9 protein-coding genes, 2 tRNA genes and 3 rRNA genes are annotated in these 19428 nt (G+C 63.0%); 11 read left to right on the forward strand and 3 right to left on the reverse strand.

The genetic code is table 11. The annotated features are described in order from the left end of the window. Positions 1-153 precede the first annotated feature (153 nt). The 4 genes from HH212_RS08945 (at position 154) to HH212_RS08960 (ending at position 4620) form a co-directional block, all read left to right on the forward strand. The gene (locus HH212_RS08945) at positions 154-1632 is read left to right on the forward strand and encodes a DUF2868 domain-containing protein (RefSeq protein ID WP_170202173.1); all 1479 of its coding nucleotides are present in this window, start codon (positions 154-156) and stop codon (positions 1630-1632) included. Next, entirely contained in the window at positions 1629-3116 is a 1488-nt protein-coding gene (locus HH212_RS08950; protein ID WP_170202174.1) for a GTPase domain-containing protein, read from the forward strand. Before HH212_RS08945 ends, HH212_RS08950 begins: the two co-directional genes overlap by 4 nt. A gap of 174 nt (positions 3117-3290) precedes the next feature. Then, positions 3291-3764, forward strand: a complete 474-nt coding sequence (gene pedF, locus HH212_RS08955; protein ID WP_170202175.1) for a cytochrome c-550 PedF — start codon at positions 3291-3293, stop codon at positions 3762-3764. Positions 3765-3774: 10 nt separating this feature from the next. Beyond that, positions 3775-4620, forward strand: a complete 846-nt coding sequence (locus tag HH212_RS08960; protein ID WP_170202176.1) for a substrate-binding periplasmic protein — start codon at positions 3775-3777, stop codon at positions 4618-4620. 30 nt (positions 4621-4650) lie between these two features. Here the strand turns inward: HH212_RS08960 and HH212_RS08965 are convergent, their stop codons facing one another. Further along, positions 4651-6816 (reverse strand): TonB-dependent receptor family protein, encoded by a 2166-nt coding sequence (locus HH212_RS08965; RefSeq protein WP_170202177.1) that lies wholly within the window; start codon positions 6814-6816, stop codon positions 4651-4653. Between the two features lie 353 nt (positions 6817-7169). On the opposite strand from HH212_RS08965, the gene adh reads away from it, so the two are divergent. Continuing rightward, complete coding sequence (gene adh, locus HH212_RS08970; RefSeq protein WP_170202178.1) at positions 7170-8690, forward strand: aldehyde dehydrogenase; 1521 nt, start codon at positions 7170-7172, stop codon at positions 8688-8690. Positions 8691-8789: 99 nt separating this feature from the next. Continuing rightward, a complete protein-coding gene (locus tag HH212_RS08975; protein ID WP_170205340.1) occupies positions 8790-10523 on the forward strand; it encodes a PQQ-dependent methanol/ethanol family dehydrogenase in 1734 nt (577 codons plus the stop codon). A 193-nt stretch (positions 10524-10716) separates the two neighbouring features. Here the strand turns inward: HH212_RS08975 and HH212_RS08980 are convergent, their stop codons facing one another. Further along, the gene (locus HH212_RS08980; protein WP_170205341.1) at positions 10717-12609 is read right to left on the reverse strand and encodes a sigma-54-dependent Fis family transcriptional regulator; all 1893 of its coding nucleotides are present in this window, start codon (positions 12607-12609) and stop codon (positions 10717-10719) included. A gap of 692 nt (positions 12610-13301) precedes the next feature. Between HH212_RS08980 and HH212_RS08985 the strand changes: the two genes are divergently transcribed. The 5 genes from HH212_RS08985 to rrf all read left to right on the forward strand — a co-directional run bounded on the left by HH212_RS08985 (position 13302) and on the right by rrf (position 18460). Then, positions 13302-14830 (forward strand): 16S ribosomal RNA (locus HH212_RS08985). Positions 14831-14908: 78 nt separating this feature from the next. Further along, positions 14909-14985: transfer RNA gene (locus tag HH212_RS08990), tRNA-Ile, on the forward strand. A 24-nt stretch (positions 14986-15009) separates the two neighbouring features. Continuing rightward, positions 15010-15085 (forward strand) — tRNA-Ala (locus tag HH212_RS08995). Positions 15086-15336: 251 nt separating this feature from the next. Next, positions 15337-18213: ribosomal RNA gene (locus HH212_RS09000) — 23S ribosomal RNA — on the forward strand. Positions 18214-18347: 134 nt separating this feature from the next. Continuing rightward, positions 18348-18460 (forward strand): 5S ribosomal RNA (rrf, locus tag HH212_RS09005). Together the 16S, 23S and 5S rRNA genes with 2 tRNA genes alongside form the textbook arrangement of a ribosomal RNA operon. Positions 18461-18858: 398 nt before the next feature. Here rrf and HH212_RS09010 read toward each other — a convergent pair. Then, entirely contained in the window at positions 18859-19344 is a 486-nt protein-coding gene (locus HH212_RS09010) for an SRPBCC family protein (RefSeq protein WP_170202179.1), read from the reverse strand. Positions 19345-19428 lie beyond the last annotated feature (84 nt).

Raw genomic sequence — 19428 nt, forward strand, 5'->3', positions numbered from 1 at the left:
TAGTTATAAGCAAAGCCCCGCTCAGTGAACTGTGCGGGGCTTTTTGCTTTTCAAAATCCGTTCATCGGATCCAGTCCTCATCCGACCGTACGGTCCCGATCCGCGATCTCAGGCACAATACCTCCATCGACTTGCCAAAGTGATAGGAGGGATATGGACGAGCGGACTGCCCGCAAGGTCGTCTTGATGCGCGCCATCGAAACGGCGGACACCAAACACGAGGTTCTTTCCGAAGACGACAGGCTGTACGCCAGCCGCAGCGCGCGCGAACTAGCCAACTGGCAGGCCGCGGAAGGCAAGAGCGCACCCTCGCTCGATCACTTCCTGCAGCAACGCGCCGATCTCATCCTCAAACGCCTGTCCGAACGCACGCCCGCCTTCGCTTCCTTCGTGCAGCGCCGCCCCCTGCTGCCGGCGTTCGCCGTGCTGCTGCCGCTGTTCGGTTTCCTGGCCGGCGCCGGCCTGGACCGTATCGCCGATCCGCACCGCGTCGACCTGCTGTCGCCGCCGCTGCTGTTGATCGTCGGCTGGAACCTGCTGGTGTACCTGATCCTGATCGTGTGGGCGTGCATTCCCTCCAGATCCACCGGCTGGGCCAGTCCATCCCTGCTGCAGCGACTGGCGGTCGGCAAGAGCGCACTGCCGCGCAAGCTGCCGGCGCCGCTTGCCGCCGGCCTCACGCAGTACCTGATCGACTGGCCGCGATTGTCGGCCAAGCTGGCGCAGCTGCGCCTGGGCCGTGCCGTGCACCTGGCCGCGGCGGCGTTCGCGCTGGGCGCCATCGCCTCGCTGTATGCGCGCGGCGTGGTGACGGCGTACGCGGCCGGCTGGGAAAGCACGTTTCTCGATGCGCGGCAAGTGCACACGCTGCTGTCGGTGCTGTTCGCTCCCGCGCTCGCCATCTTCCCGCTCCAGGGTTTCAGTCTTGCCGAGATCGAGGCGCTGCGTTTCGTGCAGGCGCCGTCGCCCGCCGGCGGCGCGCGCTGGGTGCACCTGTATGCAGCCACCTTGCTGCTGCTGGTCGTGCTGCCGCGCGTCGTGCTGGCCCTGGTCTCCGGCTGGCGCGCGCGCCGCATCGCCCGCCGCTTCCCGCTCGATCTCGGCCAGCCCTATTATCGCGTGCTGGCCGACCGCATCGGCGCGTCCGGCCCATCCGTGCTGCGCGTGATCCCGTACAGCTTCACCGTCGACGAAGCGCGCCACAAGGGCCTGGCTGCGCTGGCGAACAAGGTGCTGGGCGAGCAGGCGCAGTTGATGCTGCGTCCGTCCAGCCCGTATGGCGAAGAACCGAAGGACACGCTGCGCGATGCGCGCCTGGACGACCAGGAGGTCGCCATCAGCGCGGCGCTGTTCAACCTGGCCGCCACGCCGGAACAGGAGAACCACGGCGCCTTCCTCGACTACCTGGTGCGCAACACCCCGCGCGGCATCGCCGTGCTGGTCGACGAATCGGGCCTGGTCGAGCGCGGCGCCGGCCAGGCCGGCTTCGACGCGCGCATCGAGGAGCGCGCCGCCCTGTGGCGCCAGTTCTGCCATCACCACGGCGCCGCCGTCACCGTGGTCGACCTGCTCCACCCCGACAAATACCCGCTCGACATGGGCAGCGGCTTGACCGTCTCGGGGGCGCGATGAGCGACCACCCCGTGGATATCCAGTTCGCGCTGGTCTCGCACACCAACAACGGCAAGACCACGCTGGCGCGCACGCTGGTCGGGGTCGACGTCGGCGAGGTGCGCGATGCCGCCCACGTCACCGTCACGTCGGAAGCGCACCTGCTGCAGACCAGCGCCGCCGGCGACCGCCTGCTGTTGTGGGACACGCCCGGCTTCGGCGATTCGGTGCGCCTGCTGAAGCGCCTGGCCATGGCCGGCAATCCGATCGGCTGGTTCCTGCGCGAGGTGTTCGACCGCTACCGCGACCGCCCGTTCTGGCTCAGCCAGCAGGCACTGAAGGCGGCCAAGGAGGCCGCTGACGTGGTGCTGTACCTGGTGAATTCCTCCGAAGACCCGCGCGACGCCGGCTACCTGGCAGCCGAGATGCGCATCCTCGAATGGTTGAACAAGCCGGTGGTCGTGCTGCTCAACCAGCTCGGGCCGCCGCGTCCGGACAACCTGGAGCAGGGCGAGCAGGCGCGCTGGAAGCAGCATTTGAGCCAGTACGGCATCGTGCGCGACGTGCTCGCGCTGGATGCGTTCGCGCGCTGCTGGGTGCACGAGGACGTGTTCTATGACCGGGTCGGCAAGCTGGTCGAGCCATCCAAGCAGGCCGGCTATGCGCGCCTGCTGGCCGGCTGGCAGGCCGAGAACCTGCGCCGCTTCGACGCCGCATTGGCCCTGAGCGCCCAGCTGCTGGCCGCCGCCGCGCGCGACGAGCAGGACGTCGCCGACGATGATGGCAAGGGCAAGCTGCTGCGCAGCGCCCTCAAGATGATCAAGCTCGGCAAGGGAGAACAGCAGCGCCAGGATACCGCCATGGCCGGCCTGGTGGAGCGGCTGGAGCGGCGCATCGGCGACACCACCGTCGGCCTGCTGCGGCTGTACCGCCTGGACCCGGGCCAGGCCGGCCGCATCAATGCGCGCGTGCGCGAGCATTTCGCGGTGCGCGCGCCGGTCGACAAGGCGCAGGCCGGCCTGCTGGGCGCGGTGGTCTCGGGCGCCGCCACCGGGCTGTCGGCGGACCTGATGGCGGGCGGCCTGACCCTCGGCGGCGGCGCGCTGATCGGCGCCATCGTCGGCGGCCTCACCGCCGCCGGCGCCGCCTGGGGTTTCAATACCAGCACCGAGCGCGCGCACCCGAGCGTGCAGTTCGCCGACCCGTTCCTCCGCACCTTGCTGGTGGGGAGCGTGCTGCGCTACCTGGCGGTGGCGCACTTCGGCCGCGGGCGCGGCAACTTCGTCGAAGCGGAGGCGCCGCCGTTCTGGCAGGCCGAGGTGGAGGCGGCCCTGGGGCGCCGGGAGGCCGCGCTGGCAGGCCTGTGGCAAACGGCACGCGCGGCGCCCGATGCGGCCGCGGCCGCCGGACCCTTGCAGGCGCTGCTGGGCCAGGTGACCGTGGAGACGCTCGAGCGCCTGTACCCGGACGCGGCGGCGCGCGCGCTGGCACGCGCACGCCTGTGACACCTGCGTCAAATTGACACAAGGCGGTCGACACGAAGCGCGGGACGGCAAGCGTTCGAGACCGGGCGCTTGAAACGAGGATCGTTGCGCCAGCCCCGGGAGGCCGGCGTGCGTGCGCCCATGGCACGCCGATTGCTCATGTAGGCATCAGACCGATACCCTACAGGAGACATCATGAAGCCCAGCACCCGCATCCTCGGCGGCGCCCTGTTCGTGGGCGCCGCGACCCTCGCTTCCCTGTTGGCCAGCGCCCACGGCAACGTGGTGCCGCAAGCCGTCGATACCACCGGCCTGCCGGTGCTGGGCGACAAATGGCGCGACGAGAACCCCTATAAAACCAACAAGCTGGCCCTCAAGATCGGCGCCTCGGCCTACACCCAGAACTGCGCGCGCTGCCATGGCCTGGAAGCGGTATCGGGCGGCATCGCGCCCGACCTGCGCCTGCTCGACCGCGACTGCACAGGCGTCAAGAACGAGAAGAAGCAGCAGGCCTGCTTCAAGGAGATCGACAATTACTACCTGACCAGCATCCGCCACGGCAAGGTGCGCAACGGCGCGGTCTACATGCCGCCGTTCGAGGGGGTGTTCAACCAGGAAGCGATGTGGGCAATCAAGACCTACCTCGAATCGCGCCGCAGCGCGGACTGAGGCGGCACCCATGACCCGTTTCATCCCCACGCGCCGCCGCGCGCTGCGCGCCTGCCTGCGGCTCGGCGCCAGCATCATCGCCGGCCATGCCGCCGCTGCCGTTGCCGCCGACGCACCGGCAGCAGACGGCGGCCTGCTCAAGGTCGCCGTCTACAACGACCTGGCGCCGTTCTCCGACAAGGGGCAGGGCATCGACGCCGACCTCGGCGCCGCGCTGGCCGCCAGGCTGGGCGTCAAGCTGGCCCTGCTGCCCTTCAACGCCGGCGACGACCTGAACGACGACCTGCGCAACATGGTCTGGAAGGGCCACTACCTCGGCTACGGTCCGGCCGACGTGATGCTGCACGTGCCGGTCGACCGCATGCTGATGAATGCCAATCCGCAGGTGACGATCTTCGCCCCCTACCACGTCGAGACCGTGCGCCTGGTGCGCAGCCTGCGCAGCATCCCGGTGTTCGGCGGGCTCGACGACCTGGCCGGCCGACGCATCGGCGTGGAAAAGGTGTCGATCGCCGCCATGGTGATGCTGGGAGAAGGCGGTGGACGCTTCCGCGACCAGGTGCGCATCTGCGACAGCGCGGTCCAGGCGCTGGCGCGGCTCAAGGCAGGCGAGCTGGACGCCGTGCTGGCGACCCGTTCCGAGATCGAGTCGGTCATGCGCGGCGACCCGGCATTTGCGCTGCAGGAGTTAGCGTTCGAGCGCCTGCCGCGCGCCGGCTGGGCGATCGGCATGGCGGTGCGCAAGGAACAAGTGGACCTGGCGCGCCGCTTGCAGGCGGCGCTGAACGATCTGCGCGGCAGCGGCGAACTGCAGGCCCTGTTCGCGAAGTACGGCGTGCAGGTGGTCAAGCCCTAAGCTTGCCCCGCGTTGCGCGGGGCGGCGGCATCAGAACTGGTACTGCGCGCTCGCCCCCAGCATCCAGTTGCGGCCAGGGGCCGCCTCGTAATAACGGCGGTTGCTGTCGCCCACGATCACCGACCCGATGTAGTTGCGGTCGAACAGGTTGTTGATGCGCGCATACTCGCGTACGCGCCAGCCAGCAAATTGCTGGCGCGCCTGCACGCGCGCGTTGAAGATGGCGTAGCCCGGCGCCGGAATCGCGGCGTTGGCGTCGTCCGGATAGATTTTACTGTTGGCGATCGTCTCCAGTGCGGCGCCGAAGCGCTCGGCTGTATCCTTCCAGGCCAATTCTCCGTACAGGCTGGCCTTGGGCACGGCCGGCAGGCGGTTGCCTTCGGCCACGCCGGTGAAGGCTTCGTCGTAGATGGCGCGCAGCGCGGTGGCGGCCAGGCGCGCCGAAAAGCCGGCGCGCAGGTCGGCGTCGAGCGACAGTTCCAGGCCCTGGCGCAGCGTGGCGCTGGCGTTGCGGTAGCTGGTACGGCCGCCGCTGGAGGCGTCCACCACCAGCTCGTCGCGCGTGCGCGCCTGGAACAGCGCGGCGTTGAGGCGCACGTCGCGCGCCAGCTGCGCCTTGGCGCCCAGTTCCAGGTGGGTGCTGGTGGCGGGCGCCAGGTTGTAGTTGAAACCGGCCCCGGCGCCGGAATAGAACACTTCGTTGAGGGTCGGCGTCTCGAAGCCGCGCGCCGCGCTGGCGTACAGGTTCAACGACGGCGACACTTTGTATAACGCGCCCAGCAGCGGCGTGGTATGGCGGTAGTCGACGCCGCCGCTGTCGTTGCCGTTGGAGAGGTAGCGGTCGTCGACGTCGAAGCGCACGCGGCTGTGGCGCAGGCCGCCGGTGAACACCCACTGCCCGCGCTCCCACTCCAGCTGCACATAGGGGTCGACGTTGTTCACGGCGTCGGTCTCGTCGCGGCGCAGGCGGCCCTTGACGCCGAACTGGTCGCCCACGTAGTTCTCGAAGCCCTGGCGGCCGTCGGTCGACTTGCCTGCTTCCAGGCCGACCGTGGTGCGCAGCATGCCGTCGCCGAGCGGGCGCGCCATGGTCCAGTTGGCGTCGAAGCCATAGAAATCGCGGTCGAAGTCGACCACGCCGCCGGAATGGCTGGCCGGCGCCTGGAAGGCCCTGGAAAACGCCTGGTACTGGATCACGCGGCGGTTGCCGCCATAGGCGGTCACGCGCAGGCGGTCTTCGCCGAAGCGCTGGTCCCAGGTCACGCCGACCTGCTGGTGGTCGATGCTCTTGCGGGTGTCGTAGCGGTCGGCCAGGGTGCGCTGGGGACGCACCGTATCCGTGGTGTCGATCTCGCCGGCGCGCGGGTCGCGCTGGTACGTGGCCCAGGTCACGCCGAGCGGGTCCTGGGTGTCGTCCTGGCGCAGGCCGCTGGCGGTCACGGTCAGGCGCGCCGTCGGCATCACGTCGAACACCAGCTTGGCGTAGGCCTGGTCGCGGGTGGCGGCGCTGTGGGCGCGGTAGCCGTCGGTCTCGAAGCGCGAGGCGTCCAGCAGCCAGCCGAAATTGCCCTGCTTGCCGCCGGCATTGACGTCGGTCTTGCGCTGGCCGTAGCTGCCGGCCGCAACGTTGAATTCGACTTCCGGCGCGCCCTGCGGCGTGCGCGTGAACAGCTGGACCACACCGCCGGAGTGGTTGCCGTACAGGGCGGAGAAGGGCCCGCGCAGCACCTCGATGCGTTCGGCCAGGTCGAGGTCGAAGGTGGCGGCCTGGCCCTGGCCATCGGGCATGGTGGCCGGCACGCCGTCGGCGATCAGGCGCACGCCGCGCACGCCGAAGGCAGAGCGGGCGCCGAAGCCGCGCGACGAGATCTGCAGGTCCTGCGCATAGTTCTGGCGGTTCTGCACCACGATGCCCGGCACCGACGCCAGCGCCTCGGACACGTTGACGCGCATCTGGGCCGCGCCGATGCGCTCGGCGTCGACTACGTCGATCGAAGCCGGCAAGTCGAAACTGAGGTGCTCGCTGCGGCTGCCGCTGACGACCACCACGTTCATGGGGGAGGCGGGCGCGGCCTGGGCATCGGCCGGCGTGTCCGCTGCGGCGTCCGCGGCGGCCGGGCCGGCGCAGGCGAGCGGCGGCAGGGCGACGGCGAGCAGTGCGGCGATGGCGCGCAGGGGATGTGCGGTGGTCTTCATTTTTTCTCCATATCGTTCGTGCGTCCGGCATCGCTGCGCCGACTATTCAACCAAGCAATATACCTGCCATCCGGGAATCCTGACGCCGCCTATCCGGATGCGCCCATCCGACAGACCGCCGTTGCGTTCCGGTGTTCCCCGCATCCGCCGGGGTGTGCCAGTTCGTGACACCTGTACCAGAAACGGCCGGCGCCGACGCGTGGACGATGCAGCCGCGGCGGTGCTTGCCCGGCGGACGCGCCGCAACGCGGGCTGGCACGCGGCTTGCGAAGCACTGCATGTGCTTCACACGACCACGGCGCCGCAATCCGGGATGCCTGGACCCATACCAATCGGAGAAAGATGAGGACGACATGAATCTCGCGGACATCAGCAAGCTGGGCGTGGCCAACCCGTTCCGCCAGCGCTACGACAACTACATCGGCGGGCGCTTCGTGGCGCCGGCCAAGGGAGAATACTTTGCCAACGTCACGCCGATCAGCGGCCAGCCGTTCTGCGAGGTGGCGCGCTCGAGCGCCGAGGACGTCGAGCTGGCGCTGGACGCCGCCCACGCCGCCAAGGACGCCTGGGGCAAGACCTCGCCGGCCGAGCGCGCCAACATCCTGCTGCGCATCGCCGAGCGCATCGAGCAGAACCTGACCATGCTGGCCACCGCCGAGACCATCGACAACGGCAAGCCGATCCGCGAAACCATGGCGGCCGACCTGCCGCTGGCGGTCGACCATTTCCGCTACTTCGCCAGCTGCATCCGCACCCAGGAAGGGGCGATCTCGACCATCGACAACGACACCTACGCGTACCACATCCACGAGCCGCTGGGCGTGGTCGGCCAGATCATCCCGTGGAACTTTCCGATCCTGATGGCGGTATGGAAGCTGGCGCCGGCCCTGGCCGCCGGCAACTGCGTGGTATTGAAACCGGCCGAACAGACCCCTGCCTCGATCATGGTGCTGGTCGAACTGATCGGCGACCTGCTGCCGCCCGGCGTGTTGAACGTGGTCAACGGCTTCGGCCTGGAAGCCGGCAAGCCGCTGGCTTCCAGCAAGCGCATCGCCAAGATCGCCTTCACGGGCGAGACCGGCACTGGGCGCCTGATCATGCAGTATGCCGCCCAGAACCTGATTCCCGTCACGCTCGAACTGGGCGGCAAGTCGCCCAACATCTTCTTCGCGGACGTGATGGACGCCGAGGACGAGTTCTTCGACAAGTGCCTGGAAGGTTTTGCCATGTTCGCGCTGAACCAGGGCGAGGTGTGCACCTGCCCATCGCGCGTGCTGGTGCAGGAATCGATCTACGAGCGCTTCATCGAGCGCGCCATCGACCGGGTCTCGAAGATCAAGGCCGGCAATCCGCTCGATGCCGGCACCATGATCGGCGCCCAGGCCTCGCAGGAGCAGTTGGATAAAATCCTGTCCTACCTCGACATCGGCCGCCAGGAAGGGGCGCAGGTGCTGACCGGCGGCGAACGCGCCACCCACGAGGGCGAACTGGCCGGCGGCTTCTACGTGCGCCCGACCGTGTTCAAGGGCGACAACAACATGCGCATCTTCCAGGAAGAGATCTTCGGGCCGGTGACCTCGGTGACCACCTTCAAGGACGAGGCCGACGCGCTGCGCATCGCCAACGATTCCCTGTACGGACTCGGCGCCGGCCTGTGGACGCGCGACGGCAGCCGCGCCTTCCGCGTCGGCCGCGCGATCCAGGCCGGGCGCGTGTGGACCAACTGCTACCACCTGTATCCGGCGCACGCGGCGTTCGGCGGCTATAAACAGTCGGGCATCGGGCGCGAGAACCACAAGATGATGCTCGAGCACTACCAGCAGACCAAGAACCTGCTGGTGAGCTACAGCCCGAAGGCGCTGGGCTTCTTCTGATGTGACCTCGACGCGGCATCGACGACACCGCCGGCGACGACGGCGTCGATGGCATCGCACCGGCATGACGACAAGGAGACGAACTTGAAGAAGACAATCATGGTCCTGCTCGCAGGCCTGGCCCCGCTCGCCCTGCCGGCGCATGCGGCCGAGATCACCAACGCCATGCTCGACAACGCGGCCAAGGATACCCGCAACGTGCTGTCGTTCGGCATGGGATCGCAGGGCCAGCGCTTTTCCTCGCTGGCCCGGATCAATACCAGGAACGTGGCCCGGCTGGTGCCGGCCTGGTCGTTCTCGTTTGGCGGCGAAAAGCAGCGCGGCCAGGAATCGCAGCCGCTGGTCGCCAACGGCAAGATGTTCGTCACTGCCTCGTATTCGCGCATCTTCGCCATCGACCTCAAGACCGGCAACAAATTGTGGAAGTACGAGCACCGGTTGCCGGACGGGATCATGCCCTGCTGCGACGTGGTCAACCGCGGCGCCGCGCTGTACGGCAACCTGGTCATCTTCGGCACCCTGGACGCGCAACTGGTGGCGCTCGACCAGGCCACCGGCAAGGTGGTGTGGAAGGAAAAGGTGGACGACTACGCGGCCGGGTATTCGATGACGGCGGCGCCGCTGATCGCCAATGGCGTGCTGCTCAACGGCGTGTCCGGCGGCGAGTTCGGCGTGGTCGGCCGCGTCGAGGGGAGAAATCCGCTCACCGGCGAGCTGCTGTGGATGCGCCCGACCGTCGAAGGCCACATGGGCTACCGCTACGACAAGGACGGCAAGGAAATCGAAAACGGCCTGACAGGCACCCTGAATAAAAGCTGGCCGGGCGAATTGTGGAAGACCGGCGGCGCCTCGACCTGGATGGGCGGCACCTACGACCCCGCCACCGGCATGGCCTACTTCGGCACCGGCAACCCGGCGCCGTGGAACAGCCACCTGCGCCCGGGCGACAACCTGTACTCGTCGTCGACGCTGGCGCTGGACCCGCAGACCGGGCAAATCAAGTGGGCCTACCAGAACACGCCCAACGATTCCTGGGATTTCGACGGCGCCAACGAATTCGTCACCTTCGACATGGATGGCAAGCGCTATGGCGGCAAGGCCGACCGCAACGGCTTTTTCTACGTGATCGACGCCAGGACCGGCAAGCTGCAGAACGCCTTCCCGTTCGTGCGCAAGATCACCTGGGCCAGCGGCATCGACATCGAGAGCGGACGCCCGAAATTCATCGAGGCCGGCCGCCCGAGCGACCCGACCAAGGCACAGGATGGCAAGAAGGGCAGCACCGTGTTCGCGGCGCCGGCCTTCCTCGGCGCCAAGAACCAGATGCCGATGGCCTACAGCCCGCAGACCGGCCTGTTCTACGTGCCCGCCAACGAATGGGGCATGGACATCTGGAACGAACCGATCAGCTACAAGAAGGGCGGCGCCTTCCTGGGCGCCGGCTTCACCATCAAGCCGCTGTTCGACGACTACATCGGCGTGCTGCGCGCTGTCGATCCGAAGACCGGCAAGATCGTCTGGGAAGCCAAAAATACGGCGCCGCTGTGGGGCGGGGTGATGAGCACCGCCGGCGGGCTGGTGTTCCATGGCACGCCGGAGGGTTACCTGAAGGCGCTGGACGCGAAAACCGGCAAGGAACTGTGGAAGTTCCAGACCGGCTCCGGCGTGGTGGCGCCGCCGGTGACCTGGGAAGACGGCGGCGTGCAGTACGTGGCCGTGGTTTCCGGCTGGGGCGGCGCAGTGCCGCTGTGGGGCGGCGAAGTCGCCAGGAAGGTCAACTTCCTCGAGCAGGGCGGCTCGGTGTGGGTGTTCAAGCTGGCCACCGGGATCTGACCGGGCGCTTGCATGCTGCCGATGCGCACCGTCGTCCAACGCGCGTGCCTGCCGCCGACTGCCTTCATGGTCATGGGCGCATGCCGTTCCCACGCGCTGGCGGCGGACCTCTCCGGCGTGACCGGCTCACGATCGGCAAGGACGGCGCGCGCTGGCAGTCGGCCGGTTTGCCGTCGATCTGACTTCCCCCGCGCTAGCGCAGGTGCGGCAGCTTGCGATAGATCGTGTTGCGCGACACGCCCAGCGCGCGCGCGGTGGCCGAGATGTTGCCGCCGTTGGCCGCCAGCGCTTGCAGGATCGCCGCCAGCTCCAGTTCCTCGAGGTTGGCGCCGGCCACCGGCGCCGCCGGCGCCGGGACGGCGGACGTGCCGGCGAAGGCAGCCGGCGTGTCGGCGATGTCGTCGAGGAAGTCGTCGGGCATGTGGCGCAGGCCGATCTCGTGCTCGTCGCCGGCCATGATGACGGCGGTGCGCAGCAGGTTGTTCAATTGGCGGAAATTGCCGGGCCAGCGGTGGCGCCGGAACAGGGCCAGCACCTCGTCCGAGATGCGGTGGCGGCCATCCTCGCGTTCGCCAACCAGGATCTTCCTGACTACCGTCTCTAGGTCGGTGCGCTCGCGCAGTGGCGGCAACTTGACCACCAGTCCGTTCAGCCGGTAGTACAGATCTTCGCGGAACAGGCCGTCGGCGATGCGCTTACGCAGGTCGTGGTTGGTGGCGCAGATCAGTTCCATGTCCACGGGAATCGACTTGCCGCTGCCCAGCGGCGTCACCATGCGTTCCTGCAGCACGCGCAGCAGCCGCGCCTGCAGGGAGTACGGCATGTCGCCGATCTCGTCCAGGAACAAGGTGCCGCCATTGGCCTGCAGCAGCCGTCCGCTGGCGCCCTTCTTGCGCGCGCCCGTAAAGGCGCCTTCCTCGTAGCCGAACAGTTCGGATTCGATCAGCGTCTCCGGGATCGAGGCGCAGTTCACGGCCACGAAGGGGCCGGCGGCGCGCGGCGAATCGTTGTGGATGGCCTGGGCCAGCAATTCCTTGCCGGTGCCGGTTTCGCCCATGACCAGGATCGGCACGTCGCGTCCGAGCACCTTGCCGACCTTGGCGATGACCTGCTCGAGCTGCGCATCGCCGGTGTTCAGGTAGCGCAGGCTGGACATGCGGCGCGGCGCGGGCCTGGGCGCTGGCTGGGCGACCGGTTGCGCCGCGGGCATGGGCTCGAACGCACCGGTCAGCACATGCATGCCGTTGGTGAGGCGCAGTTCTGCACGCCCGCGCACGCGCACGCCGTTGTGCATGTTCAAGTCGAGCAGGCCGGGGGCGGCGCTGCGGTAATGGTCGTACAAGGCCGACAGGGGCAGGCCGAACAGCGAGCTGAAGGTATGGGCCTGCAGGGCGGGGCAGGACAGGCCGAGCTGGAACAGGCCGTTGCGGTTGGCCGCCAGGAAGCGACCGCCCGGCGTGAACGAGGCGATCCCCGCCATCAGCGTGCCGATGAATTCCGGGCGCGCATGGAAGTGCAGGGTGATCGCATTTTCGAAGGCGGCGGCGAACAGCTGGTTTTCGATCATCAGCGCCGACATGCGCACCAGGGCCATGGTGTGCTTGTGGAAGCTGCGGCGGTCGCCGCTGACGTCGAGCACGCCGACCACGTTGCCGCCGTGGTCGGTGATCGGCGCCGCCGAGCAGGTCAGAAAGTGATTGGCCGCCAGGAAGTGCTGGTCGGCGTGCACCGTGGCGGGGGCGTGTTCGGCGATCGCGGTGCCGATCGCATTCGTGCCCTTGCTTTCCTCTGACCAGTCGACGCCCGCGGTCAATGCGACCCGGTTGGCCTTTTCCAGGAAGTCGGCGTCGCCCAGCGAATGCACGATCACCCCCTGCGCATCGGTCAGCAAGACCATGTTATGGGTATTCGCGATCTGCTGGTATAGGGTTTCCATGGCCGGCACCGCATGGGTGTGCAGGATGCGGTTGCGCTCCACCAGGAATGACAGGTCGGATCCGGACAGGGGCGCGAAGTCGGGATGGACGCCGGGGTACAGTCCGTATTCGTGGGAGCGCCGGTGCGAGGTGGCGATCGCCGCCGCCATGTCGGGGTTCCATCCGTGCGGCGGCGTGACGGGGTGGAGCGGTTCTGCGGCTGCATGTCGGTGAGTCATTCCATGTCTCCTTGACGGCCCTGGACTGCGGCTCTGTTCACTGGAATACCACTGTTCATTAATGGAGCACCTGTACCGAAGCGGAACAACGAACGGCGTGGCGATCGGTCTACGTCCGGTGGATACCGAATGTGATGTCCAGTCTAGCAAGCCGAATGCCAACTGGTGTTACTGGTACAATGGGGGCTTGCGCGATGGCTCATCCATTTGCTATAGTTCGCGTCCTGCTTCTGCAGCGCAGTAAAAAGTTGAACCGAATCAAGAGGTTGAGCTGGCTTTTTTGACAAGGCCGCTGGCGCTGAAGAAAAAAGAGGGGTTGACGAAGCAAGCGAAACACTGCATAATCTCACTTCTCTGCTGCTGACGAACAAAACGATTCGCAAAATGCAGCAAGGCAGTACCGAATACGAGTTCTTTAACAATAAACAGTCGATAAGTGTGGGCGTTTGATGAAGGTGCCGGCAGTTGCGAAAGCGCTGCTGATTACTTAAATTATCAAATGTTCACGAAAAAGAAATACGTTGCTCAGCAATGAGTGACGGTCAGTATTTTGAGTGAGCGAAATCGATCCAGTGGATCGATTTCGAAATCGGTAGCAATGCCGGTTTCGACAAACAGAGATTGAACTGAAGAGTTTGATCCTGGCTCAGATTGAACGCTGGCGGCATGCTTTACACATGCAAGTCGAACGGCAGCGCGGGGCAACCTGGCGGCGAGTGGCGAACGGGTGAGTAATATATCGGAACGTACCCAAGAGTGGGGGATAACGTAGCGAAAGTTACGCTAATACCGCATACGATCTATGGATGAAAGCGGGGGATCGCAAGACCTCGTGCTCCTGGAGCGGCCGATATCTGATTAGCTAGTTGGTGAGGTAAAGGCTCACCAAGGCGACGATCAGTAGCTGGTCTGAGAGGACGACCAGCCACACTGGGACTGAGACACGGCCCAGACTCCTACGGGAGGCAGCAGTGGGGAATTTTGGACAATGGGCGCAAGCCTGATCCAGCAATGCCGCGTGAGTGAAGAAGGCCTTCGGGTTGTAAAGCTCTTTTGTCAGGGAAGAAACGGTTGGGGCTAATATCTCCGGCTAATGACGGTACCTGAAGAATAAGCACCGGCTAACTACGTGCCAGCAGCCGCGGTAATACGTAGGGTGCGAGCGTTAATCGGAATTACTGGGCGTAAAGCGTGCGCAGGCGGTTTTGTAAGTCTGACGTGAAATCCCCGGGCTCAACCTGGGAATTGCGTTGGAGACTGCAAGGCTGGAGTCTGGCAGAGGGGGGTAGAATTCCACGTGTAGCAGTGAAATGCGTAGAGATGTGGAGGAACACCGATGGCGAAGGCAGCCCCCTGGGTCAAGACTGACGCTCATGCACGAAAGCGTGGGGAGCAAACAGGATTAGATACCCTGGTAGTCCACGCCCTAAACGATGTCTACTAGTTGTCGGGTTTTAATTAACTTGGTAACGCAGCTAACGCGTGAAGTAGACCGCCTGGGGAGTACGGTCGCAAGATTAAAACTCAAAGGAATTGACGGGGACCCGCACAAGCGGTGGATGATGTGGATTAATTCGATGCAACGCGAAAAACCTTACCTACCCTTGACATGTCAGGAAGCTCCGAGAGATTGGAGTGTGCCCGAAAGGGAGCCTGAACACAGGTGCTGCATGGCTGTCGTCAGCTCGTGTCGTGAGATGTTGGGTTAAGTCCCGCAACGAGCGCAACCCTTGTCATTAGTTGCTACGAAAGGGCACTCTAATGAGACTGCCGGTGACAAACCGGAGGAAGGTGGGGATGACGTCAAGTCCTCATGGCCCTTATGGGTAGGGCTTCACACGTCATACAATGGTACATACAGAGGGCCGCCAACCCGCGAGGGGGAGCTAATCCCAGAAAGTGTATCGTAGTCCGGATCGCAGTCTGCAACTCGACTGCGTGAAGTTGGAATCGCTAGTAATCGCGGATCAGCATGCCGCGGTGAATACGTTCCCGGGTCTTGTACACACCGCCCGTCACACCATGGGAGCGGGTTTTACCAGAAGTAGGTAGCTTAACCGCAAGGGGGGCGCTTACCACGGTAGGATTCGTGACTGGGGTGAAGTCGTAACAAGGTAGCCGTATCGGAAGGTGCGGCTGGATCACCTCCTTTCTAGAGTAGCACCGGGGCGAAAGCCCAGCATCAAGCGTCCACGCTTATCGGCTGTTGAACAGTAAAGAACAGTGTTTCGGGGCTGTAGCTCAGCTGGTTAGAGCACCGTGTTGATAACGCGGGGGTCGTTGGTTCGAGTCCAACCAGCCCTACCAAGTTGTCGCCGGGTAGCACGTACCGGGGGATTAGCTCAGCTGGGAGAGCACCTGCTTTGCAAGCAGGGGGTCGTCGGTTCGATCCCGTCATCCTCCACCAAGTATCTGGCAGCAAACGAAAGCACAAACGTAAGCAGCGCGGCAGCGTGTGTTTAGGTTTGATCTTTTAGCGATCACTGTTTTTTCGTTCTTTAACAATCTGGAAGAAGTAAAGTTTTCTTTAAGCGTTCAATGTACCGAAAGGTAAATTGGACACTTAGGGTAGTAATCTGTATGTATCAACAAACAAAGTAAGCTGAACTCTTGTAATTATGACGTTCCCTGACACTCATGCAGGGGCCAACGTTATAGGGACAAGTGAATAAGTGCACATGGTGGATGCCTTGGCGATTACAGGCGATGAAGGACGTAGTAGCTTGCGATAAGCTGCGGGGAGCTAGCAAACGAGCTTTGATCCGCAGATTTCCGAATGGGGAAACCCGGCCCTTTGGGTCATCGTACACTGAATACATAGGTGTACGAAGCGAACGCGGCGAACTGAAACATCTAAGTAGCTGCAGGAAAAGAAATCAACCGAGATTCCCAAAGTAGTGGCGAGCGAAATGGGATGAGCCTTGTACGTGATAGTCGATCGGATAGTGGAACGGATTGGAAACTCCGGCCATAGCGGGTGATAGCCCCGTACATGAAATCCGAACGGTGATACTAAGCGTACGACAAGTAGGGCGGGACACGAGAAATCCTGTCTGAAGATGGGGGGACCATCCTCCAAGGCTAAATACTCGTAATCGACCGATAGTGAACCAGTACCGTGAGGGAAAGGCGAAAAGAACCCCGGGAGGGGAGTGAAATAGATCCTGAAACCGTGTGCATACAAACAGTCGGAGCCTCTTCGTGGGGTGACGGCGTACCTTTTGTATAATGGGTCAGCGACTTACATTCAGTGGCGAGGTTAACCGGATAGGGGAGCCGTAGAGAAATCGAGTCCGAACAGGGCGACAGTCGCTGGGTGTAGACCCGAAACCAGGTGATCTACCCATGGCCAGGATGAAGGTGCGGTAACACGCCCTGGAGGTCCGAACCCACTAATGTTGAAAAATTAGGGGATGAGCTGTGGGTAGGGGTGAAAGGCTAAACAAACCTGGAAATAGCTGGTTCTCTCCGAAAACTATTTAGGTAGTGCCTCAAGTATCACCATCGGGGGTAGAGCACTGTTATGGCTAGGGGGTCATTGCGACTTACCAAACCATTGCAAACTCCGAATACCGATGAGTGCGAGCTTGGGAGACAGACGTCGGGTGCTAACGTCCGGCGTCAAGAGGGAAACAACCCAGACCGCCAGCTAAGGTCCCAAAGATTGGCTAAGTGGAAAACGAAGTGGGAAGGCTAAAACAGTCAGGATGTTGGCTTAGAAGCAGCCATCATTTAAAGAAAGCGTAATAGCTCACTGATCGAGTCGTCCTGCGCGGAAGATGTAACGGGGCTAAGCCAGTCACCGAAGCTGCGGATATCCTTTATTGGATATGGTAGGAGAGCGTTCCGTAAGCCTGAGAAGGTGTCTTGTAAAGGATGCTGGAGGTATCGGAAGTGCGAATGCTGACATGAGTAGCGATAATGCGGGTGAAAAGCCCGCACGCCGTAAGCCCAAGGTTTCCTGTTCAACGTTCATCGGAGCAGGGTGAGTCGGCCCCTAAGGCGAGGCAGAGATGCGTAGCTGATGGGAAGCAGGTTAATATTCCTGCACCGTCGTATGATGCGATGGGGGGACGGATCGCGGAAGGTTGTCCAGCTGTTGGAATAGCTGGTTTCTGGTTCATAGAAGGCGCTTAGGCAAATCCGGGCGCGGGATTCAAGGGACTGGGACGTGTAGCCATGTGCTACGAAGCAATCGGAAGTGGTTCCAAGAAAAGCCTCTAAGCTTCAGTCATACGAGACCGTACCGCAAACCGACACAGGTGGGCGAGATGAGTATTCTAAGGCGCTTGAGAGAACTCGGGAGAAGGAACTCGGCAAATTGGTACCGTAACTTCGGGAAAAGGTACGCCCCGGTAACTTGACTGCTTTGCTGCAGAAGGGTGAAAGGGTTGCAATAAACTGGTGGCTGCGACTGTTTAATAAAAACACAGCACTCTGCAAACACGAAAGTGGACGTATAGGGTGTGACGCCTGCCCGGTGCTGGAAGATTAAATGATGGGGTGCAAGCTCTTGATTGAAGTCCCAGTAAACGGCGGCCGTAACTATAACGGTCCTAAGGTAGCGAAATTCCTTGTCGGGTAAGTTCCGACCTGCACGAATGGCGTAACGATGGCCACACTGTCTCCTCCCGAGACTCAGCGAAGTTGAAATGTTTGTGATGATGCAATCTACCCGCGGCTAGACGGAAAGACCCCATGAACCTTTACTGTAGCTTTGCATTGGACTTTGAACCAATCTGTGTAGGATAGGTGGGAGGCTTTGAAGCGGGGACGCCAGTTCTCGTGGAGCCATCCTTGAAATACCACCCTGGTTTGTTTGAGGTTCTAACCTTGGCCCGTGATCCGGGTCGGGGACAGTGCATGGTAGGCAGTTTGACTGGGGCGGTCTCCTCCTAAAGTGTAACGGAGGAGTTCGAAGGTACGCTAGGTACGGTCGGACATCGTGCTAATAGTGCAATGGCATAAGCGTGCTTAACTGCGAGACCGACAAGTCGAGCAGGTACGAAAGTAGGACATAGTGATCCGGTGGTTCTGTATGGAAGGGCCATCGCTCAACGGATAAAAGGTACTCTGGGGATAACAGGCTGATTCCTCCCAAGAGTTCATATCGACGGGGGAGTTTGGCACCTCGATGTCGGCTCATCACATCCTGGGGCTGTAGCCGGTCCCAAGGGTATGGCTGTTCGCCATTTAAAGTGGTACGTGAGCTGGGTTTAAAACGTCGTGAGACAGTTTGGTCCCTATCTGCCGTGGGCGTTGGAAATTTGAAGGGGGCTGCTCCTAGTACGAGAGGACCGGAGTGGACGAACCTCTGGTGTACCGGTTGTCACGCCAGTGGCATTGCCGGGTAGCTAAGTTCGGAAGAGATAACCGCTGAAAGCATCTAAGCGGGAAACTCGCCTTGAGATGAGATTTCCCGGAGCCTTGAGCTCCTTGAAGGGTCGTTCGAGACCAGGACGTTGATAGGCTGGGTGTGGAAGTGCAGTAATGCATTAAGCTAACCAGTACTAATTGCCCGTACGGCTTGTCCCTATAACCTTGGCAGTCATGCCAAAGACGAGGGTTCGGCTGTTTGTTGATACAGGCAACACCACAGATTACAGAAAATACTTCTTCCAGATTCAGGGTGGCGTCGCGCACAGCACGACGCACCCGTACAAGTCATGCCTGATGACCATAGCAAGTCGGTACCACCCCTTCCCATCCCGAACAGGACCGTGAAACGACTTTGCGCCGATGATAGTGCTGCAACCAGTGTGAAAGTAGGTTATCGTCAGGCTAGTTATAAGCAAAGCCCCGCTCAGTGATCTGAGCGGGGCTTTTTGCTTTGTGCCTTTGCTTTTTGAAGCACTAAAAATACCGATCGACTATTCGAATGCCGTTGCGTTGGCGGCGGCTGCGCCGCCGCCAACGACAAGGCCAGCCGTCATGAACGGCTGGGCTTACACCTGTCTCCATGTACGCTCCCCCCGATAACGGAACCCCAGGTCGGCAAGTGCTGCCCAGTTCAACACGTGGTGTTTCGATCACGCCTGAGCATAGACAGCCCGGCTAGTCTCGGGTTCCTGTCCATCGGACGAATGTTTGCTTTCAATCGTGTCCGTATGCAGCCATGACACGCACTGCTGAACAGCTGCCGTGACTTGGTTCGAACATGACGGCATGCTTTCGGGACAATCAGTTCAGGTAGCTGGCGTCCAGCTTACCCCCGGCCGCCAACTGGCGCACGATCTTGACCGTGTCGATGTCGGCCTCGTGATAGGCGGACTTCTTGAAATCCTCGTACATCTTGCCGGTATCGTCGGTTGCCGACGGGTTGCCGTCGTCGTAGCGGAAACGCACCACCAGCGAATGCTCCGACGGTGTTTCGATCGACATCGTCAGGCTGGATTTGGCGATGTCACCCTGGGCCGGCACATCGAAACGCACTTCCTGCAGCGGCGTCAGCACCACACGGTCGGCGATCACCAGGTCGCCATAGCGCAGGCGGCGCTTGAAGCTGCCGCTGTCGCGCTCGTCAATGGTGCACTCGTCCAGGTGCGGCACGAAGCGCTTCGGGTCTTCCGCACGCAGCACCAGGCCACGCCACAACTGTTCGCGCGTAATCGTGTCCATCAGCGGGTTGAGCGGATCGTTAATCTCAATCAGGTGTTCGAATTTCATCGTGTCGTCTCTTTTCAGGTCGAATCCGTGCTCGGGCGGGCAAATTCAATTGTCCCGGCGAGCCGCAAACGTCATAAATGGTGA

It is taken from the genome of Massilia forsythiae (genome assembly GCF_012849555.1).
In the GTDB taxonomy this organism is placed as follows: domain Bacteria; phylum Pseudomonadota; class Gammaproteobacteria; order Burkholderiales; family Burkholderiaceae_D; genus Telluria; species Telluria forsythiae.